The sequence below is a fragment of the Pararhizobium sp. PWRC1-1 genome (genome assembly GCF_049897905.1).
Lineage (GTDB): Bacteria > Pseudomonadota > Alphaproteobacteria > Rhizobiales > Rhizobiaceae > Pararhizobium.
Genome location: NZ_JAFCXE010000006.1, coordinates 186,933 through 201,909, shown reverse-complemented (window position 1 = coordinate 201,909; position 14,977 = coordinate 186,933). Strand labels below are relative to the sequence as shown.

Annotated in this window: 12 protein-coding genes; 8 read left to right on the top strand and 4 right to left on the bottom strand. The window is 61.1% G+C overall.

Annotation, left to right across the window (positions count from 1 at the left end; all coding sequences use genetic code 11):
* Positions 1-4: 4 nt before the first annotated feature.
* Complete coding sequence (locus tag ACP7E0_RS12315) at positions 5-1,864, bottom strand: monovalent cation:proton antiporter-2 (CPA2) family protein (RefSeq protein WP_426125223.1); 1,860 nt, start codon at positions 1,862-1,864, stop codon at positions 5-7.
* Between the two features lie 170 nt (positions 1,865-2,034).
* On the opposite strand from ACP7E0_RS12315, the gene ACP7E0_RS12310 reads away from it, so the two are divergent.
* The 5 genes from ACP7E0_RS12310 to ACP7E0_RS12290 all read left to right on the top strand — a co-directional run bounded on the left by ACP7E0_RS12310 (position 2,035) and on the right by ACP7E0_RS12290 (position 6,691).
* Entirely contained in the window at positions 2,035-3,381 is a 1,347-nt protein-coding gene (locus tag ACP7E0_RS12310) for a TldD/PmbA family protein (RefSeq protein WP_426125221.1), read from the top strand.
* 55 nt (positions 3,382-3,436) lie between these two features.
* Entirely contained in the window at positions 3,437-4,249 is an 813-nt protein-coding gene (locus ACP7E0_RS12305; RefSeq protein ID WP_426125219.1) for a 3'(2'),5'-bisphosphate nucleotidase CysQ, read from the top strand.
* A 60-nt stretch (positions 4,250-4,309) separates the two neighbouring features.
* The gene (locus tag ACP7E0_RS12300; protein WP_426125217.1) at positions 4,310-4,546 is read left to right on the top strand and encodes a DUF4170 domain-containing protein; all 237 of its coding nucleotides are present in this window, start codon (positions 4,310-4,312) and stop codon (positions 4,544-4,546) included.
* 100 nt (positions 4,547-4,646) lie between these two features.
* Positions 4,647-5,960, top strand: coding sequence for a lipid IV(A) 3-deoxy-D-manno-octulosonic acid transferase (gene waaA, locus ACP7E0_RS12295; RefSeq protein WP_426125216.1), 1,314 nt, complete (start codon positions 4,647-4,649; stop codon positions 5,958-5,960).
* Positions 5,961-5,983: 23 nt separating this feature from the next.
* Complete coding sequence (locus ACP7E0_RS12290; protein WP_426125214.1) at positions 5,984-6,691, top strand: HAD family hydrolase; 708 nt, start codon at positions 5,984-5,986, stop codon at positions 6,689-6,691.
* 15 nt (positions 6,692-6,706) lie between these two features.
* Here the strand turns inward: ACP7E0_RS12290 and ACP7E0_RS12285 are convergent, their stop codons facing one another.
* On the bottom strand, positions 6,707-7,789 hold the full coding sequence (locus ACP7E0_RS12285) for a flagellin (RefSeq protein WP_426125212.1): 1,083 nt from the start codon (positions 7,787-7,789) through the stop codon (positions 6,707-6,709).
* A gap of 323 nt (positions 7,790-8,112) precedes the next feature.
* Here ACP7E0_RS12285 and lpxK point away from each other — a divergent pair, with 323 nt between their 5' ends.
* Complete coding sequence (gene lpxK / locus ACP7E0_RS12280; protein ID WP_426125210.1) at positions 8,113-9,144, top strand: tetraacyldisaccharide 4'-kinase; 1,032 nt, start codon at positions 8,113-8,115, stop codon at positions 9,142-9,144.
* Between the two features lie 58 nt (positions 9,145-9,202).
* Here the strand turns inward: lpxK and ACP7E0_RS12275 are convergent, their stop codons facing one another.
* The gene (locus tag ACP7E0_RS12275) at positions 9,203-9,430 is read right to left on the bottom strand and encodes a DUF2093 domain-containing protein (protein ID WP_113316551.1); all 228 of its coding nucleotides are present in this window, start codon (positions 9,428-9,430) and stop codon (positions 9,203-9,205) included.
* A 164-nt stretch (positions 9,431-9,594) separates the two neighbouring features.
* Positions 9,595-11,394 (bottom strand): DNA mismatch repair endonuclease MutL, encoded by a 1,800-nt coding sequence (mutL, locus tag ACP7E0_RS12270; RefSeq protein WP_426125207.1) that lies wholly within the window; start codon positions 11,392-11,394, stop codon positions 9,595-9,597.
* A 281-nt stretch (positions 11,395-11,675) separates the two neighbouring features.
* Between mutL and ACP7E0_RS12265 the strand changes: the two genes are divergently transcribed.
* Positions 11,676-13,412 carry a response regulator gene (locus ACP7E0_RS12265; protein ID WP_426125205.1) on the top strand — a complete coding sequence of 579 codons (1,737 nt, stop codon included), beginning with the start codon at positions 11,676-11,678 and terminating at the stop codon, positions 13,410-13,412.
* Between the two features lie 200 nt (positions 13,413-13,612).
* Complete coding sequence (locus tag ACP7E0_RS12260; protein WP_426125203.1) at positions 13,613-14,974, top strand: putative bifunctional diguanylate cyclase/phosphodiesterase; 1,362 nt, start codon at positions 13,613-13,615, stop codon at positions 14,972-14,974.
* Positions 14,975-14,977: the final 3 nt, after the last annotated feature.

The window sequence follows — 14,977 nt, the reverse complement described above, 5'->3', positions numbered from 1 at the left end:
CGGATCAATCCGCTCCGGCCAGAATATCGCTTGCAGGCTTTGCCTCGTTGGTGGGGCCTGACGGCAGGATATCGTCGTCGGCTGCCAGCGACGGCGGCGTCTCGCGCCTCGGCTTGATCAGCGGCTCCGGCTTGACCGGTTCAAAGTGCAGCATGTCGCGGCCCGCGCTGATGCCTTCCGCCTCCTGCACCACCAGCCGGGCTTCGTCGCGCCGGCGGATATCGTTCATGATTTCCTCTGCCTCATTGTCGGCGATCCCCAGCCCTTCCAGCGTTTTGCGGCCGAACACCAGGCCGGACTCGAACGTCTCGCGCAGCTCGTAATCGACGCCGCGGGCTCTGAGCGACAGGGTGTGCAGACGGTCATAGGCGCGGGCGTAAATCCGGGCATTCGGATATTCCGCCTGCACCATGTCAACGATCCGGTCGGTGATCTCTTGTTTCTGGGTGCAGACAGCGACGATCTTGGCACGCTCGATCCCTGCCGCGCGCAGCACGTCCAGCCGTGTTCCATCGCCGAAATAGATGCGGAACCCGAAGGTCGCAGCCTGCCGGACGCGGGCGGCGGAATGATCGATGATCGTCACCTCGCGGCCACCGGCGAGAAGGATCTGCGAGGCGATCTGGCCGAAGCGGGAAAACCCGATCATCAGTACATCGGCGCCGGCTCCATCGAAATCCTCCTCCATCTCTTCCGTCGCCTCGTCCTGCTCCTGCATGAGAAGCCCGGCCAAGGCGGAAGCTGCGGGCGTCAGTACCATGGACAGGGTGACGATGACGATCAGGAGAGACGCCCAGCTGTCGGGAAACACGCCGGCAGTAGCGGCGGCCGTGAACAGCACGAAACCGAACTCCCCGCCCTGTGGCAAGAGAAGGCTGATACGCACGGCGTCATTGTGTGGCGAACCGGTAAACCGGCAGAGCGTGTAGAGGACCACAGCTTTGACCAACATCAGCAAGGGTACGGCAATCAGGATCAGCACGTAGTTTTCGATGATGACACGCAGGTCCAGCGACAGTCCGACCGCCATGAAGAACAAGGCGAGCAGCAGACCACGGAAAGGCTCGATGTCGGCCTCCAGTTCATGGCGGTAGGATGATTCCGCCAGAAGCACGCCTGCGAGAAAGGCGCCCATCGCCATGGAAAGCCCGGCGAGCTGCATGAGCGTGGCGGCACCCAGAACGATGAGCAGCGCCGCCGCGATCATGACTTCGCGTGCGCCGGTGCGGGCGATGACCTGGAACAGGGGATTGAGCAGATAGCGGCCGGCGATGACCATGATCAGGATTGCGCCAACGGCCACGGCAAAATCCTGCAGCGGCGGGCTCGTATCTTCAGGCGCCTGCAAGGCGAGCAGCGGGATCAGCGCCAGAAGCGGCACGATGGCCAGATCCTGCAGCAACAGGACCGAAAACGCGCGCTGGCCATAGCGTGTGTTAGTGTCGCCGTTTTCGTCGAGAATCTGCAGCGCAAAAGCCGTTGACGAGAGCGCCAGTCCGAAGCCGGTGATGACGCTGCCGCTCCAGTCGAGCAGGCCGCCCCAGAAAACGATTGCCGAGATCGCGGCGCCGGTCACCAGCACCTGCGCGGTGCCAAGCCCGAAGATATCGCGCCGCATCTGCCAGAGCCGGGACGGCTTCAGCTCCAGCCCGATGACGAAGAGCAGGAACACGATACCGAGTTCGGCAAAGCCAAGGATCTGCTCGCCCTCGGTGATCTGGTGCAGCAAGGGCCCGATGATGATGCCGGCTGCGAGATAGCCGAGAACGGTGCCGAGCCCGAGCTTCTTGAAGATCGGCGCTGCCACGACGGCTCCACCGAGCAAGAGCAGGGCCTGTGAGGTAAGGGCGGGTGTCGTCGACATACGTGTTCTTTCCTGGCGCGCAGCGGCGTTTTGCAGCTCTGGCGTGTCTGGCTGGGCAGGAGTTTGCCCTAAATTCGGCATTTGGTCGGGGGCGGCGATCAAGAATCAGGATATGCCCTTGATGCCGGTCCTACTGCACAATAAATGGAGCGGGAATGAAAGGCTAAATCATGTCCGATATTATCGATTCCGGTGTTCTGCAGACAAGGGCGGCCGCGCTCATCGATTTGGCGCTGAAAGCGGGTGCCGATCAGGCCGATGCTGTGGTGGTCCGGGGCCGCTCCCGCTCCGTTTCCGTGCGCCTCGGCAAGGTTGAGGGTACCGACGCCTCGGAAAGCGATGATTTCTCGCTGAGGGTTTTCGTTGGCCGGCGTGTCGCCAGCGTTTCGGCCAATCCGGGCTTTGATCTGAAGGTTCTGGCCGAGCGCGCGGTGGCGATGGCCAAGGCCTCTCCGGAAGACCCATATGCAACGCTTGCCGACAGCGAGCGCCTGGCGCGGTCCTATCCGGATCTTGAGCTTTACGACCCAACGGATGTCTCGACGGAAACCTTGACGGCTGCAGCACTTGAAGCCGAAGAGGCAGCACTTGCCGTCAGCGGTGTTACCAATTCGAGCGGTGCCGGCGCGTCCGCCGGCATGGGCGGCATGGTCCTGGTTACCTCCCACGGCTTTTCCGGCGCCTACATGGGCACCCGCTTTGGCCGTTCCGTCAGCGCCATTGCCGGTGATGGCACCAAGATGGAACGCGACTATGATTTCGACAGCCGCCTCTATTTCACTGACCTGAAATCCGCAGCCGAGATCGGCCGCACGGCCGGCGAAAAGGCGGTGGCCCGTATCGGCCCGCGCCAGGTGCCGACACAGAAGAATGTCACCGTCGTTTTCGACCCGCGCATGTCGCGCGGTTTCGCCGGACATATCGCCGGCGCAATCAACGGTGCCTCGGTTGCCCGCAAGACCTCGTTCCTGCGCGACATGATGGGAAAGCCGGTGATGAAGGCGGGTATCACCGTCACCGATGATCCGCTGGTGGTGCGCGGCTCTTCTTCGCGTCCGTTCGATGGCGAAGGGGTCACCGGACAGAAACTGTCGATGATCGAGGATGGCGTGCTGCAGCAGTGGTTCCTGTCCACCTCGACGGGCCGGGAGCTGGGTCTGGAAACCAACGGGCGCGGCGCGCGTGGCGGCACGGCTGTCTCCCCCTCTGCGACCAATTTCGCGCTGGAACCCGGCGACGTCTCGCGCGAAGACCTGATCCGCAGCATCGGAACGGGTTTCTACGTCACCGAACTCATCGGTCAGGGCGTCAATATGCTGACCGGCGAATATAGCCGCGGTGCATCCGGCTTCTGGATCGAGAATGGCGAATTGACCTTTTCGGTCTCGGAAGTGACGATTGCCTCCAATCTCAAGCAGATGTTCTTTGCCCTCACGCTTGCCGACGATATCGATCGCAAGTTCGGCGTTGCCGCCCCGACGCTCGCCATCGAAGGCATGACGCTCGCCGGTAAATAAGCGTCCTACACGCATCTTTAACGCGGCCGATGCCGCGGGAAATGGAAAGACCGAGATGAATGCCGTTCGCCCATCGCCGGAGCAATGGTCCAGCGATCTGGAACTGATCACGATGGCGGCAAAGGCTGCCGGCGAAAAGGCGCTGTCCTATTTCCGCAAGGATCCGGACGTCCAGTGGAAGAACGGTGGCCGCTCGCCGGTCAGCGAAGCCGATTTTGCCGCCAACGATATCCTCAAGGAAAAACTCCTGGCGGCACGGCCGAATTACGGCTGGCTGTCGGAGGAAACCGACGACGACGAGGCAAGGCTCGGCTGCGACACCGTCTTCGTCGTCGATCCGATTGACGGAACCCGGGCTTTCATTGCCGGCAAGGATGTCTGGTGCGTCAGCGTCGCCGTCGTGCATCTTGGCCGTCCCGTTGCAGGTGTCCTGTTTGCCCCGGCGCTTGGCGAACTGTTTCAGGCGAGTGTGACGGGCGACGCTCTGAAGAACGGCGCGCCGATCAATGTCAAACCGATGGGCGCGGAAAATCTCCGGATCGCGCTTGCCGAGGAAACAGTCGGCTTGCTGGAGCCTGGCTACCGGGCGAGTGTCTCGCGCATTCCCCACGTGCCGTCGCTGGCCTACCGGATCGCGATGATCGCCGATGGCCGCATCGATGGCACGGTCGTCAAAAAGAACTCCCACGATTGGGATCTGGCGGCGGCCGATCTGATCCTGGAACGGGCGGGCGGAGCGCTTTTCAATCTCGATGGACAGCCGCTTTCCTACAATCGCCCCAATGTTCGCCATACCGTCCTGTGCGCGGCTGCAAAGCCCGCATTACCAGCGTTGATTGCCGCATCGCAGGGGCTGGAGGGCCATTGACCTTTCTGCCTGAATGCCGCAAACCACAAGCAAAATACGACAAGAAAATTGGAAGGTCTGATGGCTCAGAATTCGGAAGTAAAACAGCGGCTGCATCTGGTGTTCGGCGGTGAATTGACAACGCTGACCGGTGTCGAGTTCCGCGATCTGGAAAAACTCGATGTCGTCGGCATTTTCCCTGACTATGACACCGCGCTGACGGCCTGGAAGTCCAAGGCCCAGCTGACCGTCGACAATGCACATATGCGCTATTTCATCGTGCACATGCACCGGCTCCTGGATCCGGAACAGGCTTGATGCCAGGGCGTTTCGGACAACCAGGCCTTGCGGCTGAACAAGCGGAAACCGCACATGCGGCCGGCCTTCCGGCTGGCCGGTGCACGGGAGTTTTGTCCGCATGACCCACATGCTCGCCCGGCTGGCTCTGTCCAGCTATCGCTGGATCGGCACGGCGGTCTATCCGCTGGTCTGGGGCTATCTTGCCGCCCGCGCCGCCAAGGGCAAGGAAGACGGCGCCCGCCGACAGGAGCGTTATGGTCACGCCAGCGCGCCGCGCCCGCAGGGACCGCTGGTCTGGTTTCATGCCGCCAGCGTCGGCGAGACTACCGCCATTATCCCGCTGATCAACGAAGTCGCGCGCCGGGGTATCTCGGTTGTGTTGACCACCGGCACGAAGACATCGGCGCGCATCGTCTCCGAGCGGCTCGGCTCCCGTGTTATCCATCAATATGTGCCGCTGGATTTCAAGCCGGCCGTCAGCCGCTTCCTCGACTACTGGGAGCCGGACCTGGCCATCATCGCGGAATCGGAAATATGGCCGATGACCATGGTGGAGCTTGGGCAGCGTCACATTCCCCAAGTCCTGGTCAATGGCCGCCTGTCCGACCGCACCTTCGGCCGCTGGAAAAAACGCCTGTGGCTTGCCGACGCTCTGTTTGAAAACCTGGCCCTGGTCATTGCCCAGTCCGAAACCGATGCGGAGCGCTTCCGCACGCTCGGTGCGCTGCCGGTGATGGTATCTGGCAATCTGAAGGTCGATACCGACGCGCCGCCGCATGACAACAATGCGCTCAAGCATTACCGCCAGCAGATCCGCGACCGCAAGACCTGGGCTGCCATCTCCACCTTCGAGGGTGAGGAAAATGCCGCCGGCATCGTCCATCGCGCCCTGAAGGAACGCACCGGGCTCCTGACCATTATCGTGCCGCGCCATCCGGAGCGCTGCGATGCGATCGAGACGATGCTGACGTCCAAGGGGCTGACGGTCGCGCGGCGCACCCGCAACGATCCGATCACGCCGGAAACCGATATCTTCCTTGGCGACACGATCGGCGAGATGGGGCTTTACCTGCGGTTGACCGAGGTGGCTTTTGTCGGCCGCTCGCTGTTTGCCGAGGGTGGGCAGAACCCGCTGGAGCCGGCCATGCTCGGCTGCGCCATCCTGTCGGGCGGCAATGTCCAGAATTTCCGCGACACCTACCAGATGCTCGCCAAGAACGGCAGCGCCAAGATCATCCGCGATGTCGAGATGCTGGCCAAGGGCGTGAATTATCTTCTCGTCAACGACGAGGTTCGTCGCAAGATGATCGATGCCGGGCTCGAAACCGTACATGAAATGCGCGGAGCATTGTCGGCGACGATCCGGGGCCTGGAACCCTATATCAACCCGCTGACGGTGAAGGCCAGACTGCAGCCTCGTAGCGATAACTGACGCTTTCTTCCGGTGGGATAACGATGACGACCGACAGGACCATTTCCGGCATCCTCTTCGACAAGGACGGCACGCTGCTCGATTATGTGAAGAGCTGGGTTCCGGTGAACTATGAAGTCGCCAGCATCGCTGCCAATGGCGATGCCGAATTGGCCAGACGCCTGCTGGTCGCCAGTGGCATGGATCCCGACACTGGCCACGTGATGCCCGACAGCCTGCTGGCCGCAGGCAACACCGTCGAGATCGCCACCGGCATGGTCGCGGCCGGCGCGCCCTATACGGTCGAAGCGCTGACGGTGAAGCTCGACGGGTTGTTTTCCAATTCCGCCGAATATGCGGTGCCGGTCACCGATCTTGCCACGTTCTTCGCGGGCTTGCACGCCAAGGGCTACCGTCTCGGTGTTGCCTCCAGCGACAATGAACGCTCGATCCGCGAAACCGCCAAGCGCTTTGGTTTCGACGGCTATCTTCACTATGTCGCAGGCTATGACAGTGGCTTCGGCACCAAGCCGCAGCCGGGCATGGTACATGGTTTTTGTGCCGCGACAGGGCTCGAGCCCCACCAGGTCGCCGTCGTCGGCGACAACAATCACGACCTGCACATGGGCCGCAATGCCGGCGTCGGCCTGACAGTCGCCGTTTTGACCGGCACCGGATCGCCGCAATCGCTTGCTGCGGCATCGGATCATTGCCTCAACGACATCACCGAGCTTGAAACGGTTTTGGTCTAACGTCGGCCCTGTTTTTTAGCGGAACAGCTGCATTAGCAGCGATGGCGCGTTGTTGGCGATGTTGAGCGCCTGAACGGCCAGCTGGACTTGTGCCTGGATGGCCTTGAGCTTGGTTGAGGCATCGCTCATGTCGGCGTCCACCAGGCGGCCGATGCCCTTCTGGATGGTCGCTGTCAGGGTCCGGTTGAAATCGGTCTGCATGTCGATGCGCATGCTGAGCGAACCAAGTGTGGCCGCCCTGTCCGTCAGCGTCGTGTGAATATCGTCATAACGCTTCAAAAGAAGATCGGTCGCGGCTTCAACGAGACCGTCGGGCACTTCGCCCATATGCGATGCGCTGAACATGTCGTCGGTGCCAAGACCGATCTGGGTGCGGCCGTTGAAGGCCGGTAGCCATGCCGTGGTCTTGGCAGGATCCGGATGCGGTACGCCACCGGTCATGCCATCGGCTTGCGGGGTGTCGACAAGACCGTTCTGCGCTGAAATGCTGCCATCCTCATTCTTGTAGCTTGCCGGGCCGAAGACGTTGAGGTTGCTGTCACCATAGATATTGATGATGCCGACGCGGCCCTTGGTATAACTCGAAACGATACCACCGAAGACCGGACCGGCATCAGGAGCACCCATCTCGATATATTTTAGCGTCTTGCCATTGCCATCGACATAGCTCTTTTCGGTAAAATTCAGCTTGCCCGGCGCCAGCAGGTTGCGCCCGTTGAACGACGCGGATTCCGTGGTTGAAAGGAACTGCTTCTCCAGCTCATAGATTTCGGAGCTGACCTTGTAACGATCGACCCCAGGCTCCTTCATGGCCAGGATCTTCGTCTTGATTTCCGACGTGATGTCGATCAGGTCTTCCATCGCCTGATACGATACATCAACCAGGGCAGCGCCCAGTTCCAGCGCATCGATGACCGTGCTCGTTGCCTTGGTGGTGTTGCGCATGTCGGTCGCGATCGACCAGTAGGCAGCATTATCAGCGGCCTCCGATATGCGCATCCCCGTCGTGACGACGTTCTGCATCTTATCGTGGGTGCTGTCATTATGGCGCAATACTGCCAGAGCGGCGGTGGCCGCCGAGTTAAAACTGATATTCATTGTATGGTCCGCTACAAAAAACAGGAAAACGGAAGGCACCAGATGTGGTTAACCGACAGTGCCGCAGACTGGTTAATACTCGGTATATCCAGGTGATGTGCATTGCCGTTCCGCGGGTGTTTTCAGACGCCGGTCACTAGCATCGGGCGTTCTGGTTAATGCGCGCACGGCTTGCAATTCCTGGCAATCTGACGTTTTGTGTCGCGCATCGAGACGGCTTTTTTCTCCTGGAAAAAATGTTTTGATAGGACAAGAATTTCGCCGCGCAAAGTTTTGCGAAAACCGGGAGCAACCGGCCGGCGCGGGGAGGCCTGGAAGGACTGATGGTTTCTGAAGCACCGCCATTCTGGTGGACCAAAGCGGATTGGCGCGCCTACGGCCTTTGGCCGTTTTCCTGGATTTACGGACGCATTTCCGGTTCGCGCATGGATCATGCACGGCGTGCGTCCGTGCCTGTGCCGGTCATCTGCGTCGGTAATTTTACTGTCGGCGGTGCGGGCAAGACGCCGACTGCGATCGCGCTTGCCCGTGCTGCCCGCCAGCGTGGGCTGAAGCCGGGATTCCTCAGCCGCGGCTATGGCGGCTCGCTCGATGTCACGACCGTGGTCGATCCCGCCCATCATCGCGCCCGCGACGTCGGCGACGAGCCGCTGCTTCTCGCCCGCGAGGGTCTGGCTGTAGTCTGCCGCAAGCGTGTCGAAGGCGCCCGCCGGCTGGTGGCCGAAGGCGCCGACATCATCATTATGGACGACGGTTTCCAGAGCGCCCGGCTGACATTCGATTTTTCGCTTCTGGTGATCGATAGCCGCCGCGGCATCGGCAATGGGTTCCTGATCCCGGCCGGTCCGGTGCGAGCGCCGATCCCCCAGCAGATCCGCCACGCCTCCGCACTTTTGAAGATCGGTAACGGCGATCGTGCCGACGCGCTGATCCGCCGCTCGGCGCGCGCCGGCAAGCAGATCTACGCCGCCAATGTCGAACATCTCGACGATGGTGGGCTGAAGGATATTCCGGTGCTGGCCTGGGCTGGCATTGCCGATCCGGAAAAATTCTTCCGCACGGTCCGCGAGACGGGGGCGGTCATCGCTGAAACACGCAGCTTTCCGGACCATCACCATTTTTCAGAGGACGAGATCAGCGATCTGCTCGACCATGCCGCCGCCCATGGCTACCAGCTGGTGACCACCGCCAAGGACATGGTGCGGCTGGAACCGGAACATGGCCGTGCCGGGGAATTGATGAAAAAGAGCCGGGTGATAGAGGTGGAGGTTCGTTTCGACGATCCGGGCTCGCCGGGCAAGATCATCGACGCGGCGGTGAAGGCCGCGCGCACGCGCAACCTGCGCAAGTCGTAGGCACCGTTCTGCTTAAGGACAGTACCGCTGCGGGCGATCCCGTTGGAATGACGCAGGTCTACTTCTGGTTTGGCAGGATACCGGCCCGCTTGTCCGCCTCATAGGAAGCTTCCGCGTCGGCATAGGGTTCCTGCCGCGCGACGCTCCAGTAGCGCAACTCATCGACCGGGATGACGGCGCCAGTCATTGCGCAGATGACATGCGATCCAGGAAGCACGATCTGGAAGTCGCCGTCGAGATAGCGGATCTTGGCTTCCCGGTTGCCGTTGCCCTCAAATCTGTTCATCGTCCTGCGACCCCGCATCAATTTTCGTCCGCTGTTTGGGAGTGTCGTCTCGACAGGCATCCGCAATGGACGCGATCGAGATGAAGCGCTCTAGCGTCATCTGTTGTGACCATGCTCTAGCGCGACACCGCCCGGATTTCCAGCGCAATTGACGATCCGATGGCTCAACTGCGTCCGAACAGCCGCTCGATATCGGAAAGCTTCAGCTCGATATAGGTTGGCCGCCCGTGATTGCACTGGCCTGATCCGGGCGTTGCCTCCATCTGCCGCAACAGCGCGTTCATTTCCTCGGGCCTGAGCCGCCGGCCGGACCGCACCGAGCCGTGGCAGGCCATGGTCGCCGCCAGATAATCCAGCCGGCTGGCAAGGCCGTTGGCGGTGTCCCATTCGGCCAGCTCGTCGGCCAGCTGCCGCACCAGCCCGACGGCATCCATCTCGCCGAGCATCGAGGGTGTTTCGCGAATGGCAATCGCGCCCGGCCCGAAGCGCTCGATGCCGAGCCCGAGCCGCGAGAATTCCGCCGAATGGCTGATCAGCCGGTCGCAATCGTCTTCCGGCAGATCGACGATCTCGGGAATGAGCAAAGCCTGGGCCGGGATCGGCCGGGAATTCAGCCCTTTGCGCAATTCCTCGAACACCAGCCGCTCATGGGCCGCATGCTGGTCGACGATGACGAGGCCATCCTCCGTCTGGGCGACGATATAGTTTTCATGCAGCTGCGCCCGCGCTGCGCCAAGCGGATGGGCTTTTTCCGGTTGAGGGGCGGCGGCAAGTTCGGGTTCGCTCGACGGTGCGCGGGCCGACGGCATTGTCATCCCGGCAAAGGCTGCCTGTGGCCGTTCACCGAAACCGGCAGGTGCCGAGCCGAAATCCATCGGCCGGTAGGGGGAGGTGGCGGCCGTCCAGTTGCCGTTCGGCCGCTGCGGCTCCGGCCGGAATGCCCGCATCAGGCCGCTGGCACCGGTCGTCGAGGCGCGGTCGCCATCCTGTGCCAGTGCCTGGCGGATCGCACCGATGATCAGGCCGCGTATCATCCCGGGATCGCGGAAGCGGACATCCGATTTGGCCGGATGCACGTTGACATCGACCACATCCGGATCGACCGTCAGCGACAGCACCGCCACTGGATAGCGCCCCTGCGGAATGGTCTCCGCATAGGCGGCGCGCAATGCCGACCAGATCAGCTTGTCCTGCACCGGGCGGCCGTTGACGAAGGCATATTGCTGCAGCGAGTTGCCGCGGTTGAAGGTCGGTACCCCGGCAAAGCCGGTCAGCCGCGCGCCCTCGCGCTCGGCGTCGATCTCGATCGCATTGTCGCGGAAATCCCGGCCCAGTACCTGCGCGATGCGGGCCAGCCGGTCGTCACCGGTGGAGGAAAATTCCAGCGTCGTGCGGTCGGAACCGGACAACACGAAGCGCACGCCCGGAAAGGCGATCGCCATGCGCCGGACGACATCGGAAATGGCCGAGGCCTCGGCCCGCTCGGTCTTCATGAAATTAAGCCGTGCTGGCGTGGCAAAGAACAGGTCGCGCACCTCGACCACGGTGCCCTGGTTGACGGCGGCCGGCTTCACCGGTTGCAGCTTGCCGCCGAATACACCGATCTCGGCGCCGTGGCTGGCACCGGCCGGACGGCTGGTGATCGTCAGTCGCGCAACCGAGCCGATCGAGGGCAAGGCCTCGCCGCGAAACCCGAGCGTGCGGATATCCAGAAGATTGTCGTCGAGCTTGGATGTGCAATGGCGGCGCACTGCAAGCTCCAGATCGTCAGGCCCCATGCCGCAGCCGTTGTCCGTCACCCGCAGCAAGGTCTTGCCACCGCCCGCCGTGGCGATCTCGATGCGGGTGGCGCCGGCATCGAGCGCATTTTCGATCAGCTCCTTGGCAGCGCTGGCGGGGCGTTCGATGACCTCGCCGGCGGCGATCTGGTTGATGAGGGTTTCTGAGAGCTGCTTGATGGCCATGGTCTATTGTCCGGGATTCGGCTGCACATGAAAAGTGTGCTTGAGGGTCTATCCCCGGCTGTGTCGAGGTGGTGGTCCATGACAAATTCGGTCGGGTTTAATCTGGCCTTAATACAAAGCTGCGACGTTCGGCAACAACCTGAATGAGCACAGGTTTTGTCATTTGGAGCCTGTGGCGTAGCTGTCCGCCCGGGAACGGAACCCCAGATACGGCCTGATAGGCGCGTTCGTCAGCATGTCCCCGGAAAAAGAAGCCGCCAAGGTTATATGAGGGCTATGAAATGAATGATGTAGCGTCTTTCGGCGCGAACATCCAGAAAACTGTGCTTGAGGCGACGTCTGACGCGCTCGGCCTGGCCATTCTTGTCTGCGACAAGAATGATGAGATTGTGTTTGCCAGTCGCCCCATTCTCCAGTTCTACCCCATTCCGGCGCATTTTCTGGAGGCTGGAACACGGCTGAAGGATTTTCTCGGCGCGATCTTCGATTCCGGCGTTCGTAGCGGCACGGCGCCTGAGACCAGCCGCCGCCACGCCAATCGCGACGAATGGATTTCCGAACATCTGTCGCATCATTGGCGCGAGCGTTTCGACGTCGTCGAGCGTATCGGCCGCCACCGCTGGATCAACGTGCGCACGCGGCGCCTTTCGAGTGGTCTCGGCATCGTCGCGATCAACGATGTCTCCGAGCAGAAAAAGCGCGAAGAGCAGATGCAGATTGACATGGAGCGCGTCGAACTGACGGAGGGCATCCTCGATTGCCTGCCCAATCCGATCTGCGTCAAGGATCGCAACCTCTGCTATATAGCCGTCAACAAGGCATTCTGTGCCATCCACGGCATGACCGCCGACGCCATCCTCGGACGATCCGTCTGGGATCTGCTGGAGCCGGATCTGGCTGAAAAATTCGAACGTTCCGACCGGGAAACGCTGGAGAGTGGCGATGTCCATTGCCAGCCGGAGCAGATCGTTCAGGCGGATGGCGAGGATCTTTGGGTCGTCACCCGCAAGTTCCGCGTCGGCGATCCCGGAAAATATCTGCTGGTCACCTGCATGAATGACGTGACCGATCTGGTCGTCGGCTATAGCGGGCTGGATGATATCACGACCGGCCGGTCGCCTTTGGATGTCAAGGATTACAGCGTCTTTGCCCCAGCACAGAATTGCTACGATCCCTTCCGTTCGATCGATATGCAGCATCTGGTCGAAGCCGGTGCCATCATCGATCCCTACGTCAAGGGCAAGCAGAAAATCCTCTTGATGACATCAGCCGCAGCTCTTGAAATCAATCTGGTGCCGCAGTTGCGCCGCTGGGGTTTTGATGCCTGCGCGGTCAGAAATATCACCGAGCTTGCAGCCTTTAAGGATGCGTGTGCGGCACGCGGTATCATAATCGAAGCACTTCTGATCGATGGCACGATGGCAGATGCGCTGGCGACGGTTGCGAGCTGGACGATGTCTCCGTCGCTGGTCATCGCCAGGGATTGGAAAGCCGTCGAATTGCGCGCCAGCATTCTGGCTTTATGCGAAAACGGTATCGGCGCGTTACCGTCGGCAGAGGTCGAGGGGCCTGCCGATTGGGATATCATTGTGCCCGAGACCAACCTGGCCGGCCGGCCGATGCCGGAAGTCGAAGTCGTGGTTGCCGAAGACAACGAAATCAACCAGTTCGTCTTTGCTCAGATCCTCGAAGGGCTCGGCATATCCTACCGGATCGCCGCCAACGGCGAGGAAGCTGTCAAGTTCTGGCAGCAATACCGGCCAAATCTGGTGCTGATGGATGTCTCGATGCCGGTGATGAACGGATTTGATGCGACGCGCGCCATCCGCGCTCTTGAGAAAAATGCAGTCTTCCAGACGCCGATCATTGCCGTCACGGCGCAGGCGCTCGATATCGATATCGAACAGAGCAAGCTGGCCGGCATGGACGATTACATCACCAAGCCGATCAGTCCGGACATGATCGAGGCCGTCTATCGCAAGTTCGTCAACACCAAAGCCGAGCGTATGACGGGTTGACGCCCCGATCTGTTCGAATGGCCCTGAAACAGCCCGGGAAAGGCAAGCAGGAACACAGGTTTGAACCCTACTGATGTCAACTCCCTAGAATTAGGGAGAAGGATGCGGAAAGAGAGGAAGAGGCGCTTTCGAAATCTTAACCCTCCATGCCCATCGTCTGTTCCTGACACTGCCTTGAATCCAATCCTGGGAATGCGTTTATGAATTCTGCTGAAACACCGTCTCAGCACATCAGCCGGAATGATTTGCATGCAATGGCCTATACCGATCCGCTGACCGGATTGGGCAATTCCTATAGATTGCGGGACAAGGTACGCGAAATCGCCGCCGATCGCGCCAGTGATCCCGCGCCGTTCACGATCGGCCTTGCTAATCTCGACGGGTTCAAGCCGATCAACGATCTCTTCGGCCCCGAGGCCGGTGATGAAATCCTCTGCCAGGTTGCAAACCGGCTGCTTGCATGCGTCCCGGATGGCGCCACCGTGATCCGCGCCGGCGGCGACGAGTTCGCCTTCGTGTTGCCGCTGGTGTTCGAGCGCAAGGCTGCCGAAAAGATCGGCCATATGCTGAAAGAGGTGCTGTCGGCGCCCTTCGATCTCGGCGAGCGCAATGTTCGCCTGTCTGCATCCTTCGGTTTTGCCGTTTATCCCTTCGCCGGCGAGGAATTCGAGGACCTGCTGAAAAGCGCCGACACGGCCCTCTATCGCTCCAAACGGCGCGGGCGTGGCCAGATCACCGTCTATTCCAAGGAAATTGCCCAGGAGATGAAGCGCGCGACCCAGCTCGAACAGGCGCTGCGCAATGCCATCATTGCCGATGAGGTCGATGTCCATTTCCAGCCGATCGTCAGCCTGAAGAACGACACGGTCGTCGGTTTCGAGGCGCTGGCCCGCTGGTGCGATCCGGATCTCGGTTATGTCTCGCCGGCTGTTTTCGTGCCGCTGGCCGAAGAGCGCGGCTTCATCGATTCGCTGTCCGAGACGCTGCTGCGCAAGGCGGCAGAGACCGCACTGCTCTGGCCGAAGGAACTGTTTTTATCCTTCAATCTGTCATCGGCCCAGCTGATGGACCCATCGACCAGCACCAATGTCCTGTCGATCATCCAGCAGGTCGGCCTGGATCCGCGCCGGCTGGAACTGGAAATCACCGAGACGGCCGTGATGACGGATGCTGACGTGGCGCAAAAGATCGTCACCGAACTTCGCGCTGCCGGGGTTCGCATCTCGCTCGACGATTTCGGTACGGGCCAGTCGAGCCTCGGGCGTTTGAGAGATTTCTCCTTCGACAAGGTCAAGGTCGACCGTGCCTTCGTCTCGCGCATTTCCGCCGACCGGGCATCCGAACATATCGTCAAGGCGATCATCGCCATGTGCGATGGTCTCAACCTCGAAGTCGTCGCCGAAGGTATCGAGGATTTCTCGGAAGCCATGAAGCTGAAGGGGCTCGGCTGCGGCATGGGGCAGGGCTATTTCTACGGCAAGCCGGCTGATTCCGTCACGACGCTGCGTTATCTCGCCGAGAATTATCACGAAGCCGGCCCGGCGCTCTCCGTCGCGGTCTGAGAC

Excerpts from the sequence above, each read along its gene's own strand:
- ACP7E0_RS12315 (WP_426125223.1), bottom strand. The coding sequence starts at position 1,864 with ATGTCGACGACACCCGCCCTTACCTCACAGGCCCTGCTCTTGCTCGGT.
- ACP7E0_RS12310 (WP_426125221.1), top strand. The coding sequence starts at position 2,035 with ATGTCCGATATTATCGATTCCGGTGTTCTGCAGACAAGGGCGGCCGCG.
- ACP7E0_RS12305 (WP_426125219.1), top strand. The coding sequence starts at position 3,437 with ATGAATGCCGTTCGCCCATCGCCGGAGCAATGGTCCAGCGATCTGGAA.
- ACP7E0_RS12300 (WP_426125217.1), top strand. The coding sequence starts at position 4,310 with ATGGCTCAGAATTCGGAAGTAAAACAGCGGCTGCATCTGGTGTTCGGC.
- waaA (WP_426125216.1), top strand. The coding sequence starts at position 4,647 with ATGACCCACATGCTCGCCCGGCTGGCTCTGTCCAGCTATCGCTGGATC.
- ACP7E0_RS12290 (WP_426125214.1), top strand. The coding sequence starts at position 5,984 with ATGACGACCGACAGGACCATTTCCGGCATCCTCTTCGACAAGGACGGC.
- ACP7E0_RS12285 (WP_426125212.1), bottom strand. The coding sequence starts at position 7,789 with ATGAATATCAGTTTTAACTCGGCGGCCACCGCCGCTCTGGCAGTATTG.
- lpxK (WP_426125210.1), top strand. The coding sequence starts at position 8,113 with ATGGTTTCTGAAGCACCGCCATTCTGGTGGACCAAAGCGGATTGGCGC.
- ACP7E0_RS12275 (WP_113316551.1), bottom strand. The coding sequence starts at position 9,430 with ATGAACAGATTTGAGGGCAACGGCAACCGGGAAGCCAAGATCCGCTAT.
- mutL (WP_426125207.1), bottom strand. The coding sequence starts at position 11,394 with ATGGCCATCAAGCAGCTCTCAGAAACCCTCATCAACCAGATCGCCGCC.
- ACP7E0_RS12265 (WP_426125205.1), top strand. The coding sequence starts at position 11,676 with ATGAATGATGTAGCGTCTTTCGGCGCGAACATCCAGAAAACTGTGCTT.
- ACP7E0_RS12260 (WP_426125203.1), top strand. The coding sequence starts at position 13,613 with ATGAATTCTGCTGAAACACCGTCTCAGCACATCAGCCGGAATGATTTG.